14 protein-coding genes are annotated in these 20211 nt (G+C 70.4%); 9 read left to right on the top strand and 5 right to left on the bottom strand.

The window, feature by feature from the left end; all coding sequences use genetic code 11:
• Positions 1-213: 213 nt before the first annotated feature.
• From ACFVJX_RS05410 to ACFVJX_RS05400, 3 genes are all read left to right on the top strand, one after another.
• Positions 214-1131, top strand: a complete 918-nt coding sequence (locus tag ACFVJX_RS05410) for an NADP-dependent oxidoreductase (protein WP_384124059.1) — start codon at positions 214-216, stop codon at positions 1129-1131.
• An 857-nt stretch (positions 1132-1988) separates the two neighbouring features.
• Positions 1989-4388 (top strand): family 43 glycosylhydrolase, encoded by a 2400-nt coding sequence (locus ACFVJX_RS05405; protein WP_384124057.1) that lies wholly within the window; start codon positions 1989-1991, stop codon positions 4386-4388.
• Positions 4389-4443: 55 nt separating this feature from the next.
• Entirely contained in the window at positions 4444-5031 is a 588-nt protein-coding gene (locus ACFVJX_RS05400) for a TetR family transcriptional regulator (protein ID WP_384124085.1), read from the top strand.
• 13 nt (positions 5032-5044) lie between these two features.
• On the opposite strand, the gene ACFVJX_RS05395 is transcribed toward ACFVJX_RS05400, so the two are convergent.
• Positions 5045-6061: an SMP-30/gluconolactonase/LRE family protein gene (locus ACFVJX_RS05395; protein ID WP_384124056.1), complete on the bottom strand. Its 1017-nt coding sequence runs from the start codon at positions 6059-6061 to the stop codon at positions 5045-5047.
• 199 nt (positions 6062-6260) lie between these two features.
• Here ACFVJX_RS05395 and ACFVJX_RS05390 point away from each other — a divergent pair, with 199 nt between their 5' ends.
• Complete coding sequence (locus ACFVJX_RS05390) at positions 6261-8072, top strand: flavin-containing monooxygenase (RefSeq protein WP_384124054.1); 1812 nt, start codon at positions 6261-6263, stop codon at positions 8070-8072.
• A gap of 99 nt (positions 8073-8171) precedes the next feature.
• On the top strand, positions 8172-9134 hold the full coding sequence (locus ACFVJX_RS05385) for an NAD(P)H-dependent flavin oxidoreductase (protein ID WP_384124052.1): 963 nt from the start codon (positions 8172-8174) through the stop codon (positions 9132-9134).
• Positions 9135-9198: 64 nt separating this feature from the next.
• On the opposite strand, the gene ACFVJX_RS05380 is transcribed toward ACFVJX_RS05385, so the two are convergent.
• A complete protein-coding gene (locus tag ACFVJX_RS05380; protein ID WP_384124051.1) occupies positions 9199-10155 on the bottom strand; it encodes a LysR family transcriptional regulator in 957 nt (318 codons plus the stop codon).
• A gap of 174 nt (positions 10156-10329) precedes the next feature.
• Between ACFVJX_RS05380 and ACFVJX_RS05375 the strand changes: the two genes are divergently transcribed.
• The 3 genes from ACFVJX_RS05375 to ACFVJX_RS05365 all read left to right on the top strand — a co-directional run bounded on the left by ACFVJX_RS05375 (position 10330) and on the right by ACFVJX_RS05365 (position 11893).
• A complete protein-coding gene (locus tag ACFVJX_RS05375) occupies positions 10330-10470 on the top strand; it encodes a hypothetical protein (protein ID WP_384124049.1) in 141 nt (46 codons plus the stop codon).
• Positions 10467-11090, top strand: coding sequence for a LysE family transporter (locus tag ACFVJX_RS05370; protein WP_384124047.1), 624 nt, complete (start codon positions 10467-10469; stop codon positions 11088-11090). The genes ACFVJX_RS05375 and ACFVJX_RS05370 overlap by 4 nt, the downstream gene beginning before the upstream one ends.
• A gap of 206 nt (positions 11091-11296) precedes the next feature.
• Positions 11297-11893 (top strand): hypothetical protein, encoded by a 597-nt coding sequence (locus ACFVJX_RS05365; RefSeq protein WP_384124045.1) that lies wholly within the window; start codon positions 11297-11299, stop codon positions 11891-11893.
• Between the two features lie 4 nt (positions 11894-11897).
• Here the strand turns inward: ACFVJX_RS05365 and ACFVJX_RS05360 are convergent, their stop codons facing one another.
• The 3 genes from ACFVJX_RS05360 to ACFVJX_RS05350 form a co-directional block, all read right to left on the bottom strand.
• A complete protein-coding gene (locus ACFVJX_RS05360) occupies positions 11898-13019 on the bottom strand; it encodes a ricin-type beta-trefoil lectin domain protein (protein WP_384124043.1) in 1122 nt (373 codons plus the stop codon).
• Between the two features lie 50 nt (positions 13020-13069).
• On the bottom strand, positions 13070-14518 hold the full coding sequence (locus ACFVJX_RS05355; protein WP_384124042.1) for a glycoside hydrolase family 76 protein: 1449 nt from the start codon (positions 14516-14518) through the stop codon (positions 13070-13072).
• 112 nt (positions 14519-14630) lie between these two features.
• Positions 14631-17243 (bottom strand): lectin, encoded by a 2613-nt coding sequence (locus tag ACFVJX_RS05350; protein WP_384124040.1) that lies wholly within the window; start codon positions 17241-17243, stop codon positions 14631-14633.
• 569 nt (positions 17244-17812) lie between these two features.
• Between ACFVJX_RS05350 and ACFVJX_RS05345 the strand changes: the two genes are divergently transcribed.
• On the top strand, positions 17813-20191 hold the full coding sequence (locus ACFVJX_RS05345) for an RICIN domain-containing protein (protein ID WP_384124038.1): 2379 nt from the start codon (positions 17813-17815) through the stop codon (positions 20189-20191).
• The last annotated feature ends 20 nt before the right edge of the window (positions 20192-20211 follow it).

Here is a 20211-nt window from a genome sequence, read left to right as displayed (position 1 = left end):
GTGGGGGGTCCCGCGCTGGGCACGCGGCGGGCCCCCCCCCCCCGGTCCGCCGCCGCCCCCGCCCCCGCCGACCCACGGATCGGCTGCCCTGCCGGCCTCGGGAATACCGTTCCGCTTCCGGGCCGTTGGGTGCGGTGGCACGGCCGGCTGTGCGGTGGTCCGGCACGTGGCCGTCGGTGCCCTGTCCGAACGAGGAAGAGCGGTGATCGCGCGATGAAGGCTGTCCGGTTCCACGAGTACGGCGGCATCGATGTGCTTCGGGTGGAGGAGGTGGAGCGGCCGTCTCCCGGCCCGGGACAGGTACTGGTCCAGGTCCGCGCGGCGGGGATCCAGCCGGGCGAGGCGCATATCCGCACGGGCGCCCTGCACGCACGCTGGCCCGCGACGTTCCCCTCCGGTCAGGGCAGCGATGTGGCGGGCGTCGTGGCGGAGGCCGGTCCGCACGTGCGCGGGTTCGCCGTGGGTGACGAGGTCCTGGGGTTCACCCATCGCAGGGCCAGCCATGCGGAGTTCGTCGTGGTCGACGACGTGAACGTGGTCTCCCGTCCGAAGGGGCTGGCCTGGGATGCGGCCGGGTCGTTGTACGTGGCCGGCACGACCGCGTACGCCACCGTGTTCGCGGTGGACCCCGGACCCGCCGACACGGTCGTCGTGTCCGGCGCGGCGGGCGGCGTCGGCTCCCTCGCCGTTCAGCTCGCGCGGCGGCGCGGCGCCACGGTGATCGGGCTGGCGAGTGAGCGCAACCATCCCTGGCTCAAGGAGCAGGGGGTCGTCCCGGTCACGTACGGGGAGGGTGTGGCCGACCGGATCCGGCGGGCCGCCGGCGGGAACGCGGACGCGTTCATCGACACGTTCGGCGACGGCTACGTGGACCTGGCGGTGGAGTTGGGCGTGCGGCCCGAACGGATCAACACGATCAGCGACTGGCAGGCGGCGGCCAGGGTCGGAGCCGGGACCTACGGGGAGGGCGCCGCGGCGTGCGCGGTCGTGCTGGGCGAACTGGCCCGGCTCGCATCACGTGGGGAACTGACCGTGCCTATCGCCCGCGCCTATCCACTGGAGCGGGTGCAGGACGCGTTCCGCGAGCTGGAGCGCCAGCACACCCACGGCAAGATCGTTCTCCGGCCGTAGCCCGGCTGTCCGAGGCCGTCGGCGAGCAGCCCGCGGCTCCTCGTCCGGTGAAATCCAGGGGGTGTTCGGGCAGGGCCGGGGCAGGATGGCTTCCCGTGAACCATGTGCTGCGCGGCCTCGCCGCGAACGCGGCGCTGCCGGCCTAGCTGGTCGGGCGCCTGTCGGCGTTCCCGGCCCCCTGCGAACCGGCGTGCGGCCCCTACGCACCGCGCTGGGGTCGGCGCAGGTCCAAGATGTCGTGGGCTCTCATCCCCGTGCCGCCGCGTCGAAGTCGCTGCCGAAGGACGTGCGTGCTCACTCGAACCACTCCAGGGCCGGCTCACCCGTGAGGGCCGGGCGGCGGTGGATGCCGGCGAGGACCGGATCGACGGACCCGGCACGATCCTTGTCCGCCTCTCCCCCGTGCGCGGCAGCACGGCGCACCCTGAGCCGCCTGGGCCGCAGCCCCGCTGATCGCGGAGACGGGCCCTCCCGGTATTGCGGCAACATGAATATTTTTCCGGGAGGTTGACCAAAAAATCGGCCCTTCCCCATGCTGGGCGCCATGCACACTCTTGGTGGCCCTCCGGCCCGGCTCAGGCGCGGGCACGAGGAACGAGTACTCGACCTGCCGCGCCGGCTCGGCCCCGGCGGCCGGCAGGCCGTCGGCGGCGGACTCGTCGTGAACGGATCGCCGCGGCCTCCTCGCGGATCCGCACGAGTGCGACAACCGCTCCCGGACAAGGGGAGTTCGGGCCCGTGAGAGAGCGGCCGACACGCCGGATGCACGTGCCTCCGCCGCGGGAGCGCGGCGCCGAGACCGACGGCACGACCTGGACCGCACCCGCAGATCCGGGCGCGACGATCACGGAGTCCCGATGAGACGTACGGACAGCACCGCCCGCCACCGGCCCGCCGTTCGCTGGGCGGCCGGACTGGCCTCCCTGCTCTGCCTGTTCACCCTCGCCACCGCACCGGCGAACGCGGCGGGCCCGCCCCCCGCGCGGCCCGGCCCCGCGCCCGCCGCCACGTACACCAACCCGGTGTCCGCCACCGCCGGCATCGACACGTTCCCCGACCCCGCCACGATCCGCGGCAAGGACGGTCTCTGGTACGCCTACGGCACCCAGAACCCCGTGTTCCAGAGCAAGGGCGAGGACGGTGAGCGCATCCTGCCGATCCTGCGCTCTGCCGACCTGGTGACGTGGGAGTACGCCGGAGAGGTGTTCACTCCGGAGAACCGGCCCGCCTGGCTGGCGGGTTCACGGCTCTGGGCCCCCGACATCCACTACGCGTTCGGCAGCTACTACCTCTACTACTCGGTGCCCGGACGCGGCACCGTCGGCCTCGTCACGGCCCCCACCCCTACCGGTCCGTGGACGGACAAGGGCGCCGTGCTGCCCACGCCGAGCGGCTGCCCGGCGGGCAACATCGACCAGGCCCAGTTCACCGACACCGACGGCACGCCCTATCTCTACTGGGGCAGCTACGACACCATCTGCGTGGCCAAGCTGAACGCCGATCGCACCCGCACCGAGGGCCCCGTCACCCAGGTCGCCCGGGGGCGGCGGGTCGAGGGCGGCTTCGTCGTCCGGCACGGCTCCTTCTACTACCTGTTCTACTCGGACGGCGGCTGCTGCGACGGCGCGTACAGCGGCTACCAGGTGAAGGCGGGCCGCTCGACCAGCCCCACCGGCCCGTTCACCGATGACGAGGGCACCGACCTCATGGCGCTGACCAGCAAGGCGGGGGTGGTCGTCGGAGCCGAAGGCAACCGGTGGATCGGGCCGGGGCACAACGCCCTGCAGACCGACCTGTCGGGCCAGGACTGGCTGGTCTACCACGGCATCCCCGCCGATTCGCCCGATCTCGCGCCGGCCACCGGGGGTTCGCTGAAGCTCAGCCGGCGCCCGATGCTCATCGACCGACTCGACTGGATCGACGGCTGGCCCGTCGTGCGCGCCGGTGCCGGCCCCTCCGACAGGCCCACCGCCGCACCGGTGACGGAGTGGGCGGCCGGTGGCACCTTCAACGAAGGTGGCCTGTCGGGCTGGCACGCGGAGGGCGCGGACCGGGCGGGCTGGTCGGCACGGTCGGAGCGGGACGCCGGTGGCTACGCCGCGCACACCTCGTCCACCGCCGCCCCCGCCTACCTTCGCTCGGCCCTGGACGCACCGGCCGATGTGCGTGCCGAAGCCGATCTGCTGGTCGAATCGCCGGACGGCGCGGCAGGCCTGTCCGTCGCCTACCGGGATCCGGACAACCGGATCGTGGTCTGGCTCGACCGCACCAGATCGGCGCTGGTCACCGACGTCCGGGTGGGTGGCACCAGCCGGGGCGAACAGCTCTCCGCGCTGCCGTCCGGGTTCTCCTGGGAGACCTGGCACAACGTCTCCGCGGAGATCCGGGGCAGCCGGCTGACCGTCGAGGTGACCGGTGACCGGTTGCGCGATCCGGTGGCCGGGCAGACCCGGGACCTGCCGGCCGCCGCTGTCGGCGCGGGCGCTGTCGCCGCGGTCGCGCGGGGTGCGGGAGCGGCCGCCGACAACGTGGGCGCCGCGCCCCTGTACCGGCCGGTGACCTCGCGCGTCGGTGTCCCGGCGGTGGGGCCGGTGCTCCCCGCCCACAGCGACGCGTTCGATTCGGGCACGGTCCCGGGAACGACAGCGGGCTCCCCGTGGCAGTGGGTGCGCGGGCCGGCGTCGGGCGTGACCGTGTCCGGGGGATCTCTGGTGTGGCCCACTCAGGACGCCGAGCTGCATCTCGGTGACAACAGCGCCTCGGTTCTGGTGCGGGACGCCCCGCAGGGCGACTACACCGTCGAGACGAAGCTGCGGTTCGCACCGGACCGGGACGCCCAGCAGGCGGGTCTCATCCTGTACGAGAACGACGACCGCTGGCTGAAGCTCGTCCACTCGGTCCTGCCGCTCGCGGGCGGGGACGGCGCCCTCCTCCAGGTGAGCGAGTTCGGCAAGGAGGGCGAGCGCCCCACCACTTCGCCGCCCACCGCGGTGGCGAACGGCCCGATGTTCGCCGGCCCGACGGCGGACACGATGTGGCTCCGGCTCTCCCACCACCTCGACGCGGCACACCAGGAGCACGAGGTCCGTGCCTTCACCAGCCGGGACGGCACGCACTGGTCGCGCGGCAGCGTGTGGACGCTCCCGGTCGGGGGTGACCTGCGGATCGGGCTCATCTCCCACAACAGGTCGGGGGCGGTGGCCGAGTTCGACTACGTACGCACATACGGGAGTCCCGCGGCGGCCGGACAGGGATAGAGGTGGTGGCACGATCACGAGCGTGGAACTGCCCGGCCGGTACGCTTCCGGGGTGATGCGGCATACGGAGACGGACGGGCGGCGGCCCGCGAACGACGGGCCGAAGGCCGCTGCCCGCAACCGGGCCGCTCTGGTCACCGCCGCCCGGGAGGTCTTCGCGGAAGAAGGTCTGGAGGCTCCGCTGTCCGCGATCGCCCGCCGGGCCGGGGTCGGACAGGGCGTCCTGTACCGGCACTTCCCCGACCGGACCGCCGTCGCCACCGCGGTTCTGGAGGAGAACGTACGGCAGGTCGAGCAGGCGGCCGGGGACGAGCGCGTGGCCTTCGCGGGCGTCCTCGGTGTGCTGACGTGGCATCTCACCGAGTCGGCGGCCTTCATCGGCCTCCTGCACGCGGATCCGGCGGGCAGGCGTTCCGGCATCCGGGCACATGCCTCGGCCCTGTCCGAGCGGGTCGAGCGTGCCCTGCGGACGCGGCTGCCGACCGGTCACCGGCTGGGCGCCGGGGGCGATCTCGTGCTCGCCGTCGCCATGGTCTCGGCCACCGTCGTCGGCCCCACCCGAGAAGAGCGCGAGCACCGGGCGCTGGCCGCGTGGCGGCTGCTCGGCGTCGAGGTGGGGCCGGTGCGGCCCTTCGAGGGATGAGTGGTGCGCGACGTCAGCCGCCGTTGGACTGCCGGGTCCCTTCGGCCAGGGCGTCGAAGGAGTACAGGTATCCACCGGCGGGACCGCTGACGGTCATGTACGCCTTCGTCCCGCCGGGCTCGATGGCCACGTTGGTCGCGGAGTCCAGCCCCTCCGCCCCTGCCGGGACCTCGACGGTCGCCAGGCGCTCGCCCTGCCAGCTGTACACGGCCATCGCGGGGCGCCCGTGGAGCGCCTGGTAGAGGTTGCCGTCCGCGTCCACGGCGATCGAGTCGGTCTGGGCTATCCCGCCGTCCACCCGGACAGCGGTGTGCCGGGAGGCCACCCCACCGTCCTCGTCGAGGCGGAGGTAGGAGATGCGGTTCTCGGTGAGTTCACTGATCCACAGGCCCTGGTACTCCATGTCGAACGAGATGCCGTTCGTAGCGGCCAGGCCCTCCGCGAGAACAACGGCCCGCCCGCCGTCCCGGCCGATCCGCACCACACGTCCGTGCGCCTTCGACTCGGACATCCCGCGTGAGTCGCTGACGTACAGGTTCCCCTCCTCGTCGAAGGCGATGTCGTCGGGGTTCATCGGCGCTCCTTCGACCTTGCCGGAGAAGAAGGTCCGCAGGTCGCTGCCGTCCGGGGCCAGGCTCACGATCTCGCCGTGTGCGAAGTCGGTCAGGTAGAGCCGCTTGTCGTACGGGCTGAACTGCGCCGAGGTGTAGGCGCCCCGGCCGTCGGTGTGGAACGGCCGGGAGGTCTTCTTCGCGATGTCGACGCGCAGGACCTTGGGTTCGCCCGCAGGCGCGGTGACATCGACGACGAGCAGAGCCCCGTCCTCGTCGAATACCGGCCCCTCCAGCAGAGTCATCCCGGTCTCTTCGTGTATCTGTGTCAGCCGCATGACCTCGTGCGCCCGGATGGTTCCGCCCGTACCCGCCGGCGCCGACCGGCCGCCGGGAGCCGTCTGCGTACCGCATCCGGTGAGCACCAGCGCCGTTGCCGCGGCGAGCACCGTCAAGGGCCGGATCGGGTTTCGTCGCATGGGAGTTCACTCTTCCTGTCCGCCGTGCGCGGGCCACCGGTGGCGGCGGCGCACACGTCCGCTCCGGGAATGCGGGGCGCCGTGGCCGGAACTCGCGGTGCGCCCGCACTCCAACCGGACACTGTTGTCCGGTTGTTGCTACCGTAGCGGAAGGCCGCCCGACACCGGCGGTCCCGCCGCCCAGGATCGAGGTCCCCACATGACAACCCCTCAAGCGCCGGCTCCCCACGAGCTCGCCGCACTGAGGCAGCGCTACCGTTTCGAACGGGAGCGGCGAGTACGGCCGGACGGCGCCGGCCAGTACCGCGACGCCGACGCCGAGTTCGGCTATTACGCCGCCGATCCCTACGCGGCGGATCCGGCGGTGCGCGCGCCACTGCACGACATCGTCGATGTCGCCGTGATCGGTGGCGGGTTCGGCGGCATCCTCACCGGGGCCCGGATGCGCCAGCGGGGCGTGCGCCGGATCCGGATCGTGGAGAAGGGCGGAGACTTCGGAGGCACCTGGTACTGGAACCGGTACCCGGGCATCCACTGCGACATCGAGTCGCACGTGTACCTGCCGATGCTCGACGAGACCGGGTACGTGCCGGAGTGGAAGTACTCGCCCGGCGAGGAGATCCGCCGCCACGCCGTGCGGATCGCGCGGAAGTTCAGCCTCTACGCGGACGCCCTGTTCTCCACCGGGGTCACCTCGCTGACCTGGGACGACGCATCCGAGACCTGGATCGTGGCCACCGACCGCGGTGACGCGTTCCGGGCCACGTACGTCGTCACCGCCACCGGCACCCTCACCGACCCGAAGCTCCCCGGGATACCCGGCATCGAGGACTTCGGGGGCCACACGTTCCACACCTCACGGTGGGACTACGCGTATACGGGCGGCACCCCGGAAGGCGGCATGACCGGTCTCGCGGACAAGCGGGTGGGCATCGTCGGCACCGGAGCCACCGGAGTCCAGGTCATTCCCAAGCTGGCCGAGGACGCCGCACACGTCTACGTCTTCCAGCGCACACCCTCCACCGTGGACATACGCGCCAACCGCCGCACCACTCCTCAGGAGGTCGGCGCCGACCGGGAGGGGTGGGCACGCGAGCGCCGCGAGAACTACCTCCGGATCGTCTCGGGCGAGACGGCCGAGCGGGATCTCGTGGCGGACCAGTGGACCGCGTCCGCAGGCCTGCTGGAGAAGCTGCTGCCGAGTTTCCGCCGGAAGGGCGACCGGAAGACATTCGAGACCGAATACGAAGCCGCCGACGCCGTCAAGATGAACGAGCTCCGCTCCCGTGTCGCGCGGTCCGTCGCCGACCCGGAAACGGCGGAGAGGCTCAAACCCTGGTACCGGTACGCCTGCAAGCGTCCCACCTTCTCCGACACGTATTACCCGGCGTTCAATCGCGACAACGTCACACTGGTCGACACCGCGGACACCCATGGCATCGAGCGCATCACGGAAAACGGTGTCGTGGTCGGCGACAGCAGCTACCAAGTCGACTGCCTGATCTTCGCCACGGGGTTCAATGTCGGAACCTCCGGCGTCCACTCGGGCAGGCTCCCCGTCCACGGCCGCGGCGGCACCCAACTGCTGCACGTCTGGGCCGAGGAGGGACCCCGCACTCTGCACGGCTTCACCAGCAACGGCTTCCCGAACCTGATCCAGACGGGCGCCCTCCAGAACGCCAGCAGCGTCAACTTCACCCATGTACTGGACGAGCAGGCCGTTCACGCCGCGGCCCTCGTCGCGGCCGCCGAGGCCGAGGGCGCACTCGCCGAACCGTCCCGCGACGCCGAGGACGCCTGGATCGCCCTGCTGGCCCAGGGCGCCCCCGACCACGAGTGGTTCCACGCCGAGTGCACTCCCGGCTACTACAACCGGGAAGGGCGCGGCCGCCCGAACGGCCCGACCGCCTACCCGCACGGCGCCTACGCCTTCCACGCGCTGTTGGAGCATTGGCGCGACGCGTCCATGGGCGAGATCCTCCGGCCCAGGACGGCCGTTCGTCATCCGTGACGCGGCTCCTACCGGCTGACGGCGTGTCCGGCACCGCATCCACACCGGCGGCGGCCCGGGTGGGCCGGGCCGCGACGCGGGCCGGGCATGATGACGGTCATGACGTTGTCGACGCGGTTCACGAAGTCGTTCGGGGTGCGGCATCCGATCGTGCTGGCCCCGATGGGCGGTTCGGCCGGCGGCGCGCTGGCGGCGGCCGTCTCGCTCGCAGGCGGGCTCGGGATGCTCGGGGCCGGGGACGGGAATCCCGAGTGGCTGGCCCGTGAGGTTCCGCTCGTCACTTCGGTGACCGACAAGCCGTGGGGCATCGGCTTCCAGAGCTGGGCGACCGACACCGAGAGGATCGAACGGGCGCTGGAGCACCGTCCCGGGGTGGTGATGCTGTCCTTCGGTGACCCGGCTCCGTTCGTCGAGAGCATCCGCCGGGCCGGGGCTGCTCTCATCCTCCAGGTCACCGATCTGGAGGAAGCGCGAAAGGCCGTGGATCTGGGGGCGGATGCCATCGTGGCCCAGGGCACCGAGGGCGGCGGGCACGGGGCACGGCACGGGCGGTCCACCCTGCCTTTCGTGCCGTTGGTGGTGGACCTGGCGGGGCCCGTGCCGGTGCTGGCGGCCGGGGGTATCGCCGATGGACGCGGGGTGGCCGCCGCGCTGGCTCTGGGGGCCGCCGGGGCGGTCATCGGCACTCGCTTCCAGGCCACGGCCGAAGCACTGGTCCACCCCTCGATCGCCACCGCGATCGTCGAGGGGCGCGGGCAGGACACCGAACGCAACCGCGTCCTGGACATCGCACGCGGCTCCGGATGGCCCGCCCGGTACACCGCGCGCACCCTGGGCCATCGCTATCTCGACCGATGGCGCGGCCGGGAGGCGGAACTCGCCGCCGATCCCCGGGCTCAGCAGGCATACCAGGACGACGTGGCCCGGGGCGACGTGACACCGCTGCCGGTCTGGGCGGGTGAGGGGGTCGACCTCATCACGGACCGGCCGCCCGCGGCGGACCTCGTCGCCGCCCTGGCCACGCAGGCCGAGGACGCGCTGACGAGAGCGGGAAGGAGCTGACCGCGGAGTCCGCCTCATCGGCGGCCTCCATCGCTCCCGTGGCGGCCCCAGTCCCGTACCGCTCTCAGCTGTCGGCACCGTCCCGCGCCGCTCGTCCGCCGGGCGTCGCGGAACGCGGGTCCGAGGAGACCGCCGCCTCCCGCAAGGCCCGCAGACCGTCGCTGATCAGGGGTGTGCTCCCGCCGCCCCGTCGCACGAACCCGACCAGCCGCCGTGTCGGTACGACGTCGCCGCGCAGCGGCACGCGTACGAGCCCGTAGTTCCGCGGAATCCTCGCGAGGCGCGGCAGGAGGCAGATCCCGTGACCGCCGGCTACCAGCGCGGCGACCGCGGACCAGTCGACGGCGTTGTGGGTGACGCGCGGCGAGAATCCGGCCGCCGCACAGGCCGAGGTGAGCAGCAGATGCTGGTCGCGGGGGTCACCGGCGCGGAGCCAGGTCTCCGTGGCGGCCTCGTGCAACTCGACCGTGTCGCGGTCCGCGAACCGGTGCCCGCTCGGCACCAGGAGATCCTGCGGCTCCTGGAGGAGCAGATGCTGCTCGAAGCGTTCGTCGTCGGAGGGGGGCGTGCCCGGGGCGGGGATGACGACGGCGATGTCCCGTTCGCGGGTCAGCAGCATCCGGAAGCGGTCCGCCTCCGGATCCTCACCGATGTAGTGCGTCATCCCCGGGTGCCAGGAGAGCAGCCGGGCCATGGCCGGCACCACCAGCGTGCCCAGTGCTGTCGCCACCGAGGTGATACGCAGCTCACCGGGGCCGTTGTCCCGGTGAGCTGCCAGGTCGGCGGCGGCCCGCTCCCACTGTGCGTGCAGCACGTCGGCATGTTCGACGAGGGTGCGGGCAGCGGGGGTCAGCCGGACCCGGCGGCCCTGCGGTTCGAGCAGACGCACGTTCAACTCGTCGGCAAGGCGTCGCAGTTGCTGCGAAACGGTGGACGGGGTGAGGTGCAGGGCCTCGGCGGTGGCGGTAACGGTGCCGGTCTCGGCAAGAACACGGAGGGTCTGCAGTCGCGGGTCGATCATGTTGTGCCCTCACATGATTACGTACACAAACATTCGATGGACGCACACGATCGTAGTCCAGCAGTCTGGGCTGCGGACCTGATCACCCGACAGGTCCTCGCCCGCCGGGGCGATGGTGCGACCGGCCGAGGCGTCGCACGGATGCCACCGGGCCCTCGAAGGAGCAGCTGAACCGTGAGCAACATTGATGACTTCGCCGACGCGTCCGCCTTCGGTCGCCACCGGCCCGGCGGTACGGCGGCCGTGTGCGGCCGGGAGGGCGTTGTGTCCGGCCGGCGGTGCGGACCGTTCGTCCACGGCGGGGCCGTGTCATGACCGGTGCGGTCGTCGCCGGGCTGCTGGCCGGTTACGGTCTGGCGATCCCTGTCGGAGCCGTCGCGGTGCTGTTGGTGAACATGACCGCGGCGACATCCCTTCGGACCGGCGCCGCGGCGGCGTTCGGAGCGGCAACCGCCGACGCCGGTTATGCGATCGCGGCCGTACTCGGTGGCGGCTCCCTGGTGGTGGCCCTGCGTCCGGTACTGGGGCCGCTGCGCTGGTTGGCCTTCGCGATCCTGGCCTCCATGGCCGTACGCATCCTCGTCAACACCCTGCGAGGGGGGCAGGACACGGCCGACGCCACCGCGGCCGGCCGGCGGATCACCCCACTGCGGGCCTACGTCACCTATCTCTCGCTGACCGCGCTCAACCCATGGCCCGCCATCTACTTCGTCACGCTGATCCTCGGACAGCAGGCTCAACAGCCCATGAGCGGAGCAGAGTCGCTGGCCTACCTGTCCGCCATCACCTTCGCCTCCCTGAGCTGGCAGCTGTTGCTGGCCGGTGGCGGAAGGCTTCTCGGCGGCGCCCTCACGAGTCGTCAGGGCCGTACCGCGACAGCGGCTGTCTCCAGCTGCCTGATCCTCGGCCTCGGCCTGCACATGGCGGTCGGCTGAGCCCGCGTCCGCCGATCACCGCTCGGCCCGCATCCGGGAGAGATCGCGGGCCTGAGGACGCTGCCGTTCAACCCATCCGAGACAGCTCACACACATCCCTGAGCATCGCCCCCGGGCCCTGCCCCGGGTCGCCCCGGTCCGCGAACGGGCGCGAGCCGAAGGCCGAACCCCCGACGGCGCTGCACTGCCGTGGCAGAGTGATGTGCATGCCCATATCAACACCACGGCGTCCAGGCCCCGTCGCCATGGCTCTGCTCCTCGTGAGCGCCGTCGCATCGCTGACTGCCTGCGGTGAGCAGCACGTCGCGGCCGGCGCCCCGAGCGCGTCCCCCTCTGCCGGTCCCGGCACGGCGGGGCCCGGGGCCTCCCCCTATGTGGAACCCGGGTCCCACGACGGGGCCCCGCATTACAACGACAACAACGCCGGCCGCCGCCCGTCGGCCATCTCCCGGGCCGGCGAGAAGGACGCCAGGAGGGAGGCCGATCGCATCGAGCCCGTACTCGAACGGCTCTGGAAGCAGGGGAAGTGGGATCCCAGGAGCGTCCGCTCCGCGATGCTCGCCCTCGGCTACCGGGAACAGGCCGGTTCCGAGGGCGAGCGGCCCAGCGGGCGGCTTGAGGTGCGCGCCATGCAGCCGCGCTTCGAGACCGACCACTACGTGACACCCGCCGGCGCCCGGATCGGCCTGCGGGTCCGCAGGGACGCCTGTGTCACCGCCTTCACGCAGAAGACCAACTATCAGGTGCAGGTCAACGGGCCGTACCCGGAGACAGGGTGCTTCGCGCCCCCCTTCGCCCACTGACCCGTCAGGGAGTCGTCCACTTCTGGTTGGCTCCGCCGTTGCAGTCCCACAGCACCAGTCGTGTGCCGTCGGCCGCGGAGGCGGCGGGGTCGTCGAGGCATCGTCCGGACGCAGGATTCCGGAATCCGCCGTTGTAGGCCTCCCAGACCTGGTTGGTTCCGCCGTTGCAGTCCCAGAGGTCCACCTCGGTGCCATTGGCGATGCCGGAACCGGTGACGTCCAGGCATTTACCGAGCGCCCGCACCGTGCCGTCGGATCCCCCGGTCCACCACTGCGCCTCGGTGTTGTTGCAGGACCACAACTGGACGGCCGTGCCGTTCGCGGAGCTGCCGCCGTTGACGTCCAGGCACTTGCCGGCGATCCCGGACCTCACCTGACCGCCGGTGGGAACGGGTTCGCCGATCCAGCCCGCGTCGTCGGCGGCCCGGATGCCACTGTTGAAGGCGTCGGCCATCTTGCGGTAGCCGGTGTCGTTGGGGTGCAGGCCGTCGGCCAGGTCGCCGGTGGTCAGACCACCCATGTCGACGTAACGCACATGTTTGCCGGCTGCCTGCTTCTCCTGGACCATCCCGGGGATCCGCTGGTTGTACCCGCCCCGGTTCGCCTCGATCGTGGGGTTCGTGGAGACGGTCAGGGAGGCGACCAGCACGGTCGCGTCCGGGGCGTCGGCGACGACCTGGTCGATCAGCGAGTCGAGCCGGTCGGGCGCGGTGGGCACCTGGTAGTCCTGGCCCAGGTCGTTGGTGCCGATCATCAGGGTCACGACGTTGGGCCGGTAGCGGGACAGCGAGGCGTCCGCGATCGAGGCGATCTCGTCGATCCGCCAGCCGGAGTGACCCTCGTTGTCGGGGTCCTCCATGGAACCCGCCCGGGAGGTACCGACGAAGTCCAGGGAGTACCCGTTGGCGCTCAACTCGTCCCAGAGCGGGCCCCGGTAGCCGTTGCCGGTGCTGCTGCCGACCCCGTCGGTGATCGAGTCACCCAGTGGCATGAGGCGCAGGGCGGAGGCCGCTGCGACGGCCTGCCCGGAGCCTGTGCCGGCTGCGGTGGCCGACAGTGCGCCGCCCCAGAGCAGTCCCGTAGTGGCGGCTGACAGCGCGGCGAGAGTTGCTAAGAGTCTCTTCATGACCAGTCCTCTTCAGGATCGTGAACGATTCGGGTCGGAGCTCGGATTCCTCAGCCGGTGGCGGCGTTGAGGAGGTCGAGAACGCTCTGCTGGCAGCCGTAGTCGGTGCTGCCGCTGCCGCCGTTCCAGTGCGGGCCGTACTGGTCGAGTTCGTTGCGGTCGTGGTCGTAGGCGCTGTCCGCCCACCGGGTGAGGGCCGGGGCGTAGGGGTGGTCGGACAGTTGGCGGTTGAGCGCGCCGAGTCCGCGTACGTAGGCGCCCTTGAAGCTGGGGCCGTCTCCCGTGCAGCTGTCGCCCTCGCCCGGTTCGCGCAGCACGCCGTCCGTCTCGAGTCGTGTGGTGGAGTTGTCGGCCAGTTCGCGTGCCGTCGTCAGGAGGCCGTCGTCGCCGGTCGCCCGGTGGAATTCCGTCAACGCGCCCAGGACGACGCCCTGGTTGTAGGTCCAGGTGGGCTGGCCGTTGTTGGCGCAGGAATCGTCGAGACCGTCGTTGATCATGCGGTCACCGTTGATCATGCCGCTGTCCCGGAACCAGTTCCATTCGTTCTTCGCCCGGTCCAGATAGGCGGTGTCGCCGGGGATGCGGTTGTGCAGGGCCGAGGTGAGCTGGAGGTACAGCTCGTTGGTGATGGCGTTCTTGTAGTTGCCCTCGGTGCTCCAGCGGACACCGCCGCCACAGGTGTCGTTCCAGTTGGCGTTCATGTGGTCGGCGTCGGCGCGCGCGGTGTCGAGGTAGCGGGTGTCACCGGTCGCGTCGTAGGCGTCGACCCAGGCCAGACCCCACCATCCGGTGTCGTCGAGGTACTCGTTGCGGAACTGCCCCTGCTGCGCGTCGATGTTCCTGTCGTAGGTCTCCGCGATGGCATAGGTGTAGCTGCCCATGCCGCTGATCCGGCTATTGTCGATGACCGCGGTCAGTGCGTTGGCCGCCGTCCACCAGCCGTTGCCGCCGAAGAGTTTGCTGCCCCGGTCGAACGACATCATCAGGGCGGTGGCCGCCGCGGTGCTCCTGGTTCCGGCGTTCCAGGTGGTGCGCGCCCAGGGTGTGCACGCGAGGGATCCGCCGGCCGGCTGCCCGCAGGCCCGGAGCGCCCCGACACCCTCGGTGTTCCAGTCGTCGACGTTGTACATCTGGGTGCGCCAGCCCTGCCCTCCGGAAGGCACGGCCGTGTCGCCGAGACGGCTGCCGGACTCCCACGTCCGGCCGCCGTCCATGGACCGGTCCAGCCACACGTGGTCGTCGCCGCCGCCGTTGTCGATGGATGCCCAGCCCATCGCGTCGGCGTCGTCGAAGTGCAGCTGGATCGAGCGCCCGGAGACACTGGCCGTGGCAGGAACGCGGTCCTGACTGCTCAGCCCCGGATCCCGCGCGTCGCAGTACGTGTTGCACACGACCGCCGGCGCCGCGGCTGCGCCGGGCGACGCTCCTGCGGCTACGAGAGAGGACAACGTCGTCAGCAGCGCGAGCAGGGCTGCCGACGTGGATCTCTGTGGCTTCATCAAGGGGACACTCCCATAACGTCTGATCACGGTGGGGGACGCTCTCCCGGCAGAGCGAGAGCGCGTACGACAAGCAGCGTGCGACGTGCGACCTGCGGGAATCGCTCCCGCGTCAGGAGGGCAGGCTCCATTTCTGGTTGGCTGTGCCGTTGCAGTCCCAGATCTGGAGCTGGGTGCCGTCGGTGGTGTCGCCACCGGGTACGTCGAGGCAGCGGCCGGACTGCGGGTTGACGAGTGCACCGGTCTCATCGGTGTGGGTCCACTTCTGGTTGTCGCCGCCGTTGCAGTCCCACAGCTCGATCAGCGTGCCGTTGGCGGATCCTCCGTTGCCCGTGACCTCCACGCACTTGCCCATGACCTGGAGGAATCCGTCTGCCGCGACGGTGACGCGCTGAGCGGTCGAGTCGTTGCAGGTCCAGATCTGGATCCTGTTTCCGTTCGTCGTCGAGCCGCTGTCGTCGTCCAGGCACTTGTCACCGTTGGCCGACCTCACCGCGCCGGCGGGGGCTACGGGCGGTCCCGGGGGCTTGGCGCCGCCGTCGCCGTCGTACGACGGGGGTGCGGATGAGGCGGAGGTGGCCCAGTCGGTGTTGGCGGCGGTGCCGAGTGTGAGGTCGAGCGTCCCGCCGCCGGTGGCGAAGTCGGCGGGCAGATAGGCGTTGTCCCAGTCGGCGCCGTTGAGAGTCGCGCTCTGCACGTAGGGGGCGTCGGCGGCGGCCTGCGGGGCGTTGACGACGATATGGCTGCCGTTGCCCAGCGTCACATCGACGTCGGTGAACAGCGGGCTGCCCAGAGCCAGATCGGCGGTGCCGGGTGTCTCGGGGTAGAAGCCCATGGCGGACCACACGTACCAGGCGCTCATGGTGCCCAGGTCGTCGTTCCCCACACCCCACTTCGCCGGATCGTTCGGCCACAGCCGGTCCTGGACCTTGCGGACGATCTCCTGGGTCTTCCAGGGCCGGCCCACGTAGTCGTACTCCCACGGGAGCTCGATGGACGGCTCGTTGCCCAGGTCCGCGTGCGATCCGCCGGATCCGTCGAACTCGGACAGCACACTGTCCAGGTAGCTCGCGTAGGCGTCGTCGCCGCCCATGGCGTCGGCCAGCCCGCGGATGTTGTGCGGCACCGCCCCGGTGTACTGCCAGGAAGTCCCCTCCACGAACTGATCGCTGTCGGCCGGGTCGAATCCCGGCTTCCAGGAGCCGTCGAGCTGCTTGGGCTGCATGAAGCCGCTGGAGGCGTTGAAGGTGTTCTTCCAGTCCTGCGCGCGGTTGGCGAACTGTGACCGGGTGTCGGTGTCCCCGAGCGCGCCCGCGAACGCGGAGGTCGCGAAGTCCTGTGCGCTGTACTCCAGGAGTGTGGCCACCGAACCGTAGAAGTCCCGTGGGTAGGAGCCGTCGGACGGCAGGTAGCCGTACTTCGTCTGCAGGTCCAGGCCCATCCGGATCGGGTTGGTGGTGGTGCCCTCCTTGATCATGTCCGCCTTGGCGGCGGCGGTGTCGAAACCGCGCGCGCCGAAGGCGTAGTAGTCCGCGATGATCGCCGGCCCCGGGTCGCCGTTCATCACCTGCGTCTCGGCCGAGTTCAGCGACCACTTCGGGAAGAATCCCGCCTGCTCGTAGTCGTTCACCAGCGACTGGGCGCTGTCACTGGCCTGCTCGGGTGCCACCAGTGCCTCAAGCTGTGCCTGGGTGCGGTAGATGTCCCACCCGGAGTAGGTGCCGTACTGGGCCTTCTGCTGCCCGGTGACGGTGTGCACCTGGCGGTCGAAGCCGACGTACCTGCCGTCGCTGTCACTGAGCAGGTTCGGGTGGAGCAGCGAGTGGTAGAGCGAGGTGTAGAAGACCTCCCGCTGGTCCGGCGTGCCACCGGCGACGGAGATCCTTCCGAGCACGTCGTTCCAGGCGTCGTGTGCCGCGGTCCGGGTCCCGGTGAAGTCCCAGTCCGGGTTCTCCGCCGAGCGGTTGGCCGTGGCGCCCTCGGTCGAGACGTAGGACAGGCCGACCTTGGCCTGCACGGTGCGGTTGTCCGTCGTGTCGAAGGTGACCGAATCGCCGCCGTCGAAGGTGTCGCTGGAGGTGAACGGCCGGTCGAAGACCATGTCGAAGTACGCGGTGTAGGACGGGGCCGACGCACAGAAGAGCCCGGCGTCCACGGAGCCGCGCACCTCGGTGCTGCTCACCTTCTCGAAGTGCAGGTTGGTGGCTTTGTCGGCGCTCAGCTTGAACAGCAGGTTCGCCCGGGTGGTCGCCGGGAACGTGAAGCGCGCCATGCCGGAGCGTGCGGTTGTCGTCAGTTCGGTGCCGACCCCGTTGTCGAGGGTGACCGAGTAGGCGCCGGCGCTCGCCGTCTCGTTGCCGTGCGAGAAACCGACGGTCGCCTGGCCGTCGACGTCGCCCGTGGTCGGCAGGACCGGGATGTCCCCCATGGCTCCACAGCCGGGCCCGGAGATGTGATTGAGGCTGAATCCGGTGACAACGTTGTCAGAATATGCGTAGTTCCCGCCGGGCGGACGGGAGTCCGTGTCGGGGCTCCACGAGACCATGCCGAAGGGGGTGTCGGCTCCGGGGAAGGTGTTGCCCCCGTTGGAAGTACCCAGCAGCGGGTTGACCAGCGAGGCGGGGTCGGTCACCGCCGCCGGGGTCGCGGCCTGCGCGACCGTGGTCGGCGCGGCGAGCCCCAGGAAGAGCAGACAGGCCACGAGGGATGTGCGCCATCGTTTCATCTTCGCGACTCCAGGTACGGACAGCACGCGGCTGTCACCGGACCGGTGGGGTGAATCCCCGAAAGCAAAGGGCAGTTCCGCAACACTTGTCAACGCAATCGACCGAAATCGTAAACAGAGCCCAACAGACGTCGGAGCACAGGCAGTTGAGTGCCCGTCACATGACGATCACCAGCATCCCGGGACCGGCTCGAACCTCGCACGGCCCTCCCGGCGCGACTTCCGACCACTGGTCAGCAGCGTGCGCGGGGCCGCGAGACACCTCGACCACGAGACCTCCGCGGCACCGCTGCTTCACCGGCCCCGCCCTGCTCGGGGTCGGCGGTACAGCGGTGCCACGGGCGGAGCGCGTTGCCCGATTGATCCGACCACACGCCCGGACCGTTGACGCAGCCATGTCGGCTGGCTAGCTTCAGAGAGCGCTCTCCCCCTGTGAATGCGCCTTCCCGCATCCGAGCAGAGCCCTGGAGAGCCCTCATCAAGGCTGCACCACGGCACACCGGCCCGAGCTTCGACAACGTTGTCAGCAACTCTTCGACCGCGACTCGTCCAGCGAAAGGATGCCCATCATGAGACGCCTACGGAGACTTGCACCTCTATGGGTGCTGACTCTCCTCGCCGCTGTGCTGACGGTGAGCGCCTTTCCCGCGCAGGCCGCGACGACCTCGATCAGTGTGGACGGCGGACAGAGCGGCCGGACCTTCGACGGCATCGGCGCCATCAGCGGCGGTGGGGGCAACTCCCGCCTGCTGACGGACTATCCGGCCGAGCAGCGGTCACAGATCCTGGACTACATGTTCAAGCCGGGTTACGGCGCCGGCCTCCAGCTCCTCAAGCTTGAGATCGGCGGTGACGCCAACTCCACGGACGGCTCCGAGCCGTCGATCGAACACTCCCGCGGAACCATCAACTGCGACGCGGGTTACGAGTTCTGGCTGGCCGAGCAGGCCAAGGAGCGCAATCCGGACATCGGTCTGTACGGCCTGGCCTGGGCCGCTCCCGGCTGGATCGACGGCGGCTTCTGGTCGTCCGACACCATCGACTACCTGGTCTCCTGGCTGGACTGCGCCAAGCAGCACGACCTGGACATCAAGTACCTGGGCGGCTGGAACGAGCGCGGGCACGACGCCGGCTGGTTCGTCCAGCTGCGCTCCGCGCTCGACTCGCACGGCTACGGGAGCGTCCAACTGGTCGCCGACGACAGCGGCTGGGGTGTGGCCGACGACATGGCCAAGGACGCCGCCTTCAACGACGCCGTGTCCATCATCGGCGCGCACTACTCCTGCGAGGGCGGCGACGGCGGGAACGCGAACTCCTGCTCCAGTTCCACCGAGGCGCAGAACAACGGCAAGCCGCTCTGGGACAGCGAGAACGGTTCCCAGGACATGAACACCGGCGCGCCCGCGCTGATCCGCGCGATCACCCGCGGCTACGTGGACGCCAGGATGACCAGCTACTTCAACTGGCCGCTGATCGCAGCGATCTACCCCAACCTGGCCTACAACACCGTCGGTCTGGCCACCGCCGACTCCCCCTGGTCGGGCAACTACCGGATCGGGGCGAGTACCTGGGCCACCGCCCAGGTCACCCAGTTCACCGAGCCAGGCTGGAAGTTCATCGACTCGGCGTCGGGCTACCTCGACGGCTCGGAGTCCAACGGGACCTACGTCACGCTGAAGTCCCCCAATGGTTCGGACTACTCCACCGTTCTGGAGACCACGACCGCCGCCTCGGCCCAGACCGTGGACTTCTCGGTCAAGGGCGGGTTGTCCACCGGAGCCGTCCACGTATGGGCGACCGATGTCAACTCGCCGGACGACAGCTCATCGTTCGTGCACACCCAGGACATCACGCCGAGCAACGGCTCGTACTCACTGACCCTGGAGCCCGGGTTCGTCTACACCGTCAGCACGACCGGTGGTCAGGGCAAGGGCACCGCCGCACCGCCCGCCGCCCACGCGCTCGCCCTGCCCTACTCCGACGACTTCGACGACGTCGCGACCGGTGCCGAGGCGAAGTACCTCTCCGACATGCAGGGCTCCTTCGAGGTCCAGCCGTGCTCCGACCGCGCCGGCAGGTGTGTTCAGCAGATGGCGCCGGTCAAACCGATCGAGTGGCAGGACGACTCCGATTCGTACTCGCTGATCGGGGATCCGTCCTGGTCCAACTACACCGTCAGCTCCGACGTCTACCTGCGCGGTGCGGGAACGACCGAGCTGCTGGGCCGGGCCAACACCCAGCTGCGCCCCCAGTCACACATGAACGCGTACTACCTGCGCATTCGCGACACGGGTGAGTGGTGGATCGAGAAGATGTACACCGACGGCAGCAACCACACCCTGGCCCACGGGACGACGACAGCCCTGGGCACCGGCAAGTGGCACAACCTGTCGTTCACGTTCGAGGGCTCGCGGATCAGCGCGGCCCTCGACGGCGAGGAGTTCGGCTCGGTGGACGACTCCTCGTTCCAGACCGGCCAGGCCGGCCTAGGGATCCAGGGCTACCGCACCGACCAGTTCGACAATCTCTCCATCACCCCGGGCTCCGACCCGGGCGGCGGCAGCGGGACCGGTCAGGTCAGTTCCGGCCTGGACAGTGCGAAGTGCCTGGACGACTACACCGCGTCGACCAACCCGGGCGCCGTCGTCGACATCTGGGACTGCAACGGCAGTTCGGCGCAGCAGTGGACCGTGGCCAACGGCTCGGTGCGGACGGGCGGACTCTGCCTGGACGTGGTCGGTGGCGAGACCGCCAACGGCTCCCCCGTGAACCTCTGGACCTGCAACGGTGCCGCCAACCAGCGGTGGACGGTCAGCGACGGCACACTCGTGAACCCCGCGAGCGGGCGCTGCCTCGACATCCCGGCCTCCGACACCACCAACGGCACCCGCCTCGACATCTGGGACTGCGACAACGGCGCCAACCAGAAGTGGAATCCGCCTGCGTGAACCGGTGCTGAGCCTGCCCG

This window comes from Streptomyces sp. NPDC127177 (assembly GCF_042672475.1).
Lineage (GTDB): Bacteria > Actinomycetota > Actinomycetes > Streptomycetales > Streptomycetaceae > Streptomyces.
This window is presented reverse-complemented; position numbering and strand designations above follow the sequence as displayed.

Coding starts and splice junctions, on each gene's coding strand:
- ACFVJX_RS05410 (WP_384124059.1), top strand. CDS start 214: ATGAAGGCTGTCCGGTTCCACGAGTACGGCGGCATCGATGTGCTTCGG.
- ACFVJX_RS05405 (WP_384124057.1), top strand. CDS start 1,989: ATGAGACGTACGGACAGCACCGCCCGCCACCGGCCCGCCGTTCGCTGG.
- ACFVJX_RS05400 (WP_384124085.1), top strand. CDS start 4,444: ATGCGGCATACGGAGACGGACGGGCGGCGGCCCGCGAACGACGGGCCG.
- ACFVJX_RS05395 (WP_384124056.1), bottom strand. CDS start 6,061: ATGCGACGAAACCCGATCCGGCCCTTGACGGTGCTCGCCGCGGCAACG.
- ACFVJX_RS05390 (WP_384124054.1), top strand. CDS start 6,261: ATGACAACCCCTCAAGCGCCGGCTCCCCACGAGCTCGCCGCACTGAGG.
- ACFVJX_RS05385 (WP_384124052.1), top strand. CDS start 8,172: ATGACGTTGTCGACGCGGTTCACGAAGTCGTTCGGGGTGCGGCATCCG.
- ACFVJX_RS05380 (WP_384124051.1), bottom strand. CDS start 10,155: ATGATCGACCCGCGACTGCAGACCCTCCGTGTTCTTGCCGAGACCGGC.
- ACFVJX_RS05370 (WP_384124047.1), top strand. CDS start 10,467: ATGACCGGTGCGGTCGTCGCCGGGCTGCTGGCCGGTTACGGTCTGGCG.
- ACFVJX_RS05365 (WP_384124045.1), top strand. CDS start 11,297: ATGCCCATATCAACACCACGGCGTCCAGGCCCCGTCGCCATGGCTCTG.
- ACFVJX_RS05360 (WP_384124043.1), bottom strand. CDS start 13,019: ATGAAGAGACTCTTAGCAACTCTCGCCGCGCTGTCAGCCGCCACTACG.
- ACFVJX_RS05355 (WP_384124042.1), bottom strand. CDS start 14,518: ATGAAGCCACAGAGATCCACGTCGGCAGCCCTGCTCGCGCTGCTGACG.
- ACFVJX_RS05350 (WP_384124040.1), bottom strand. CDS start 17,243: ATGAAACGATGGCGCACATCCCTCGTGGCCTGTCTGCTCTTCCTGGGG.
- ACFVJX_RS05345 (WP_384124038.1), top strand. CDS start 17,813: ATGAGACGCCTACGGAGACTTGCACCTCTATGGGTGCTGACTCTCCTC.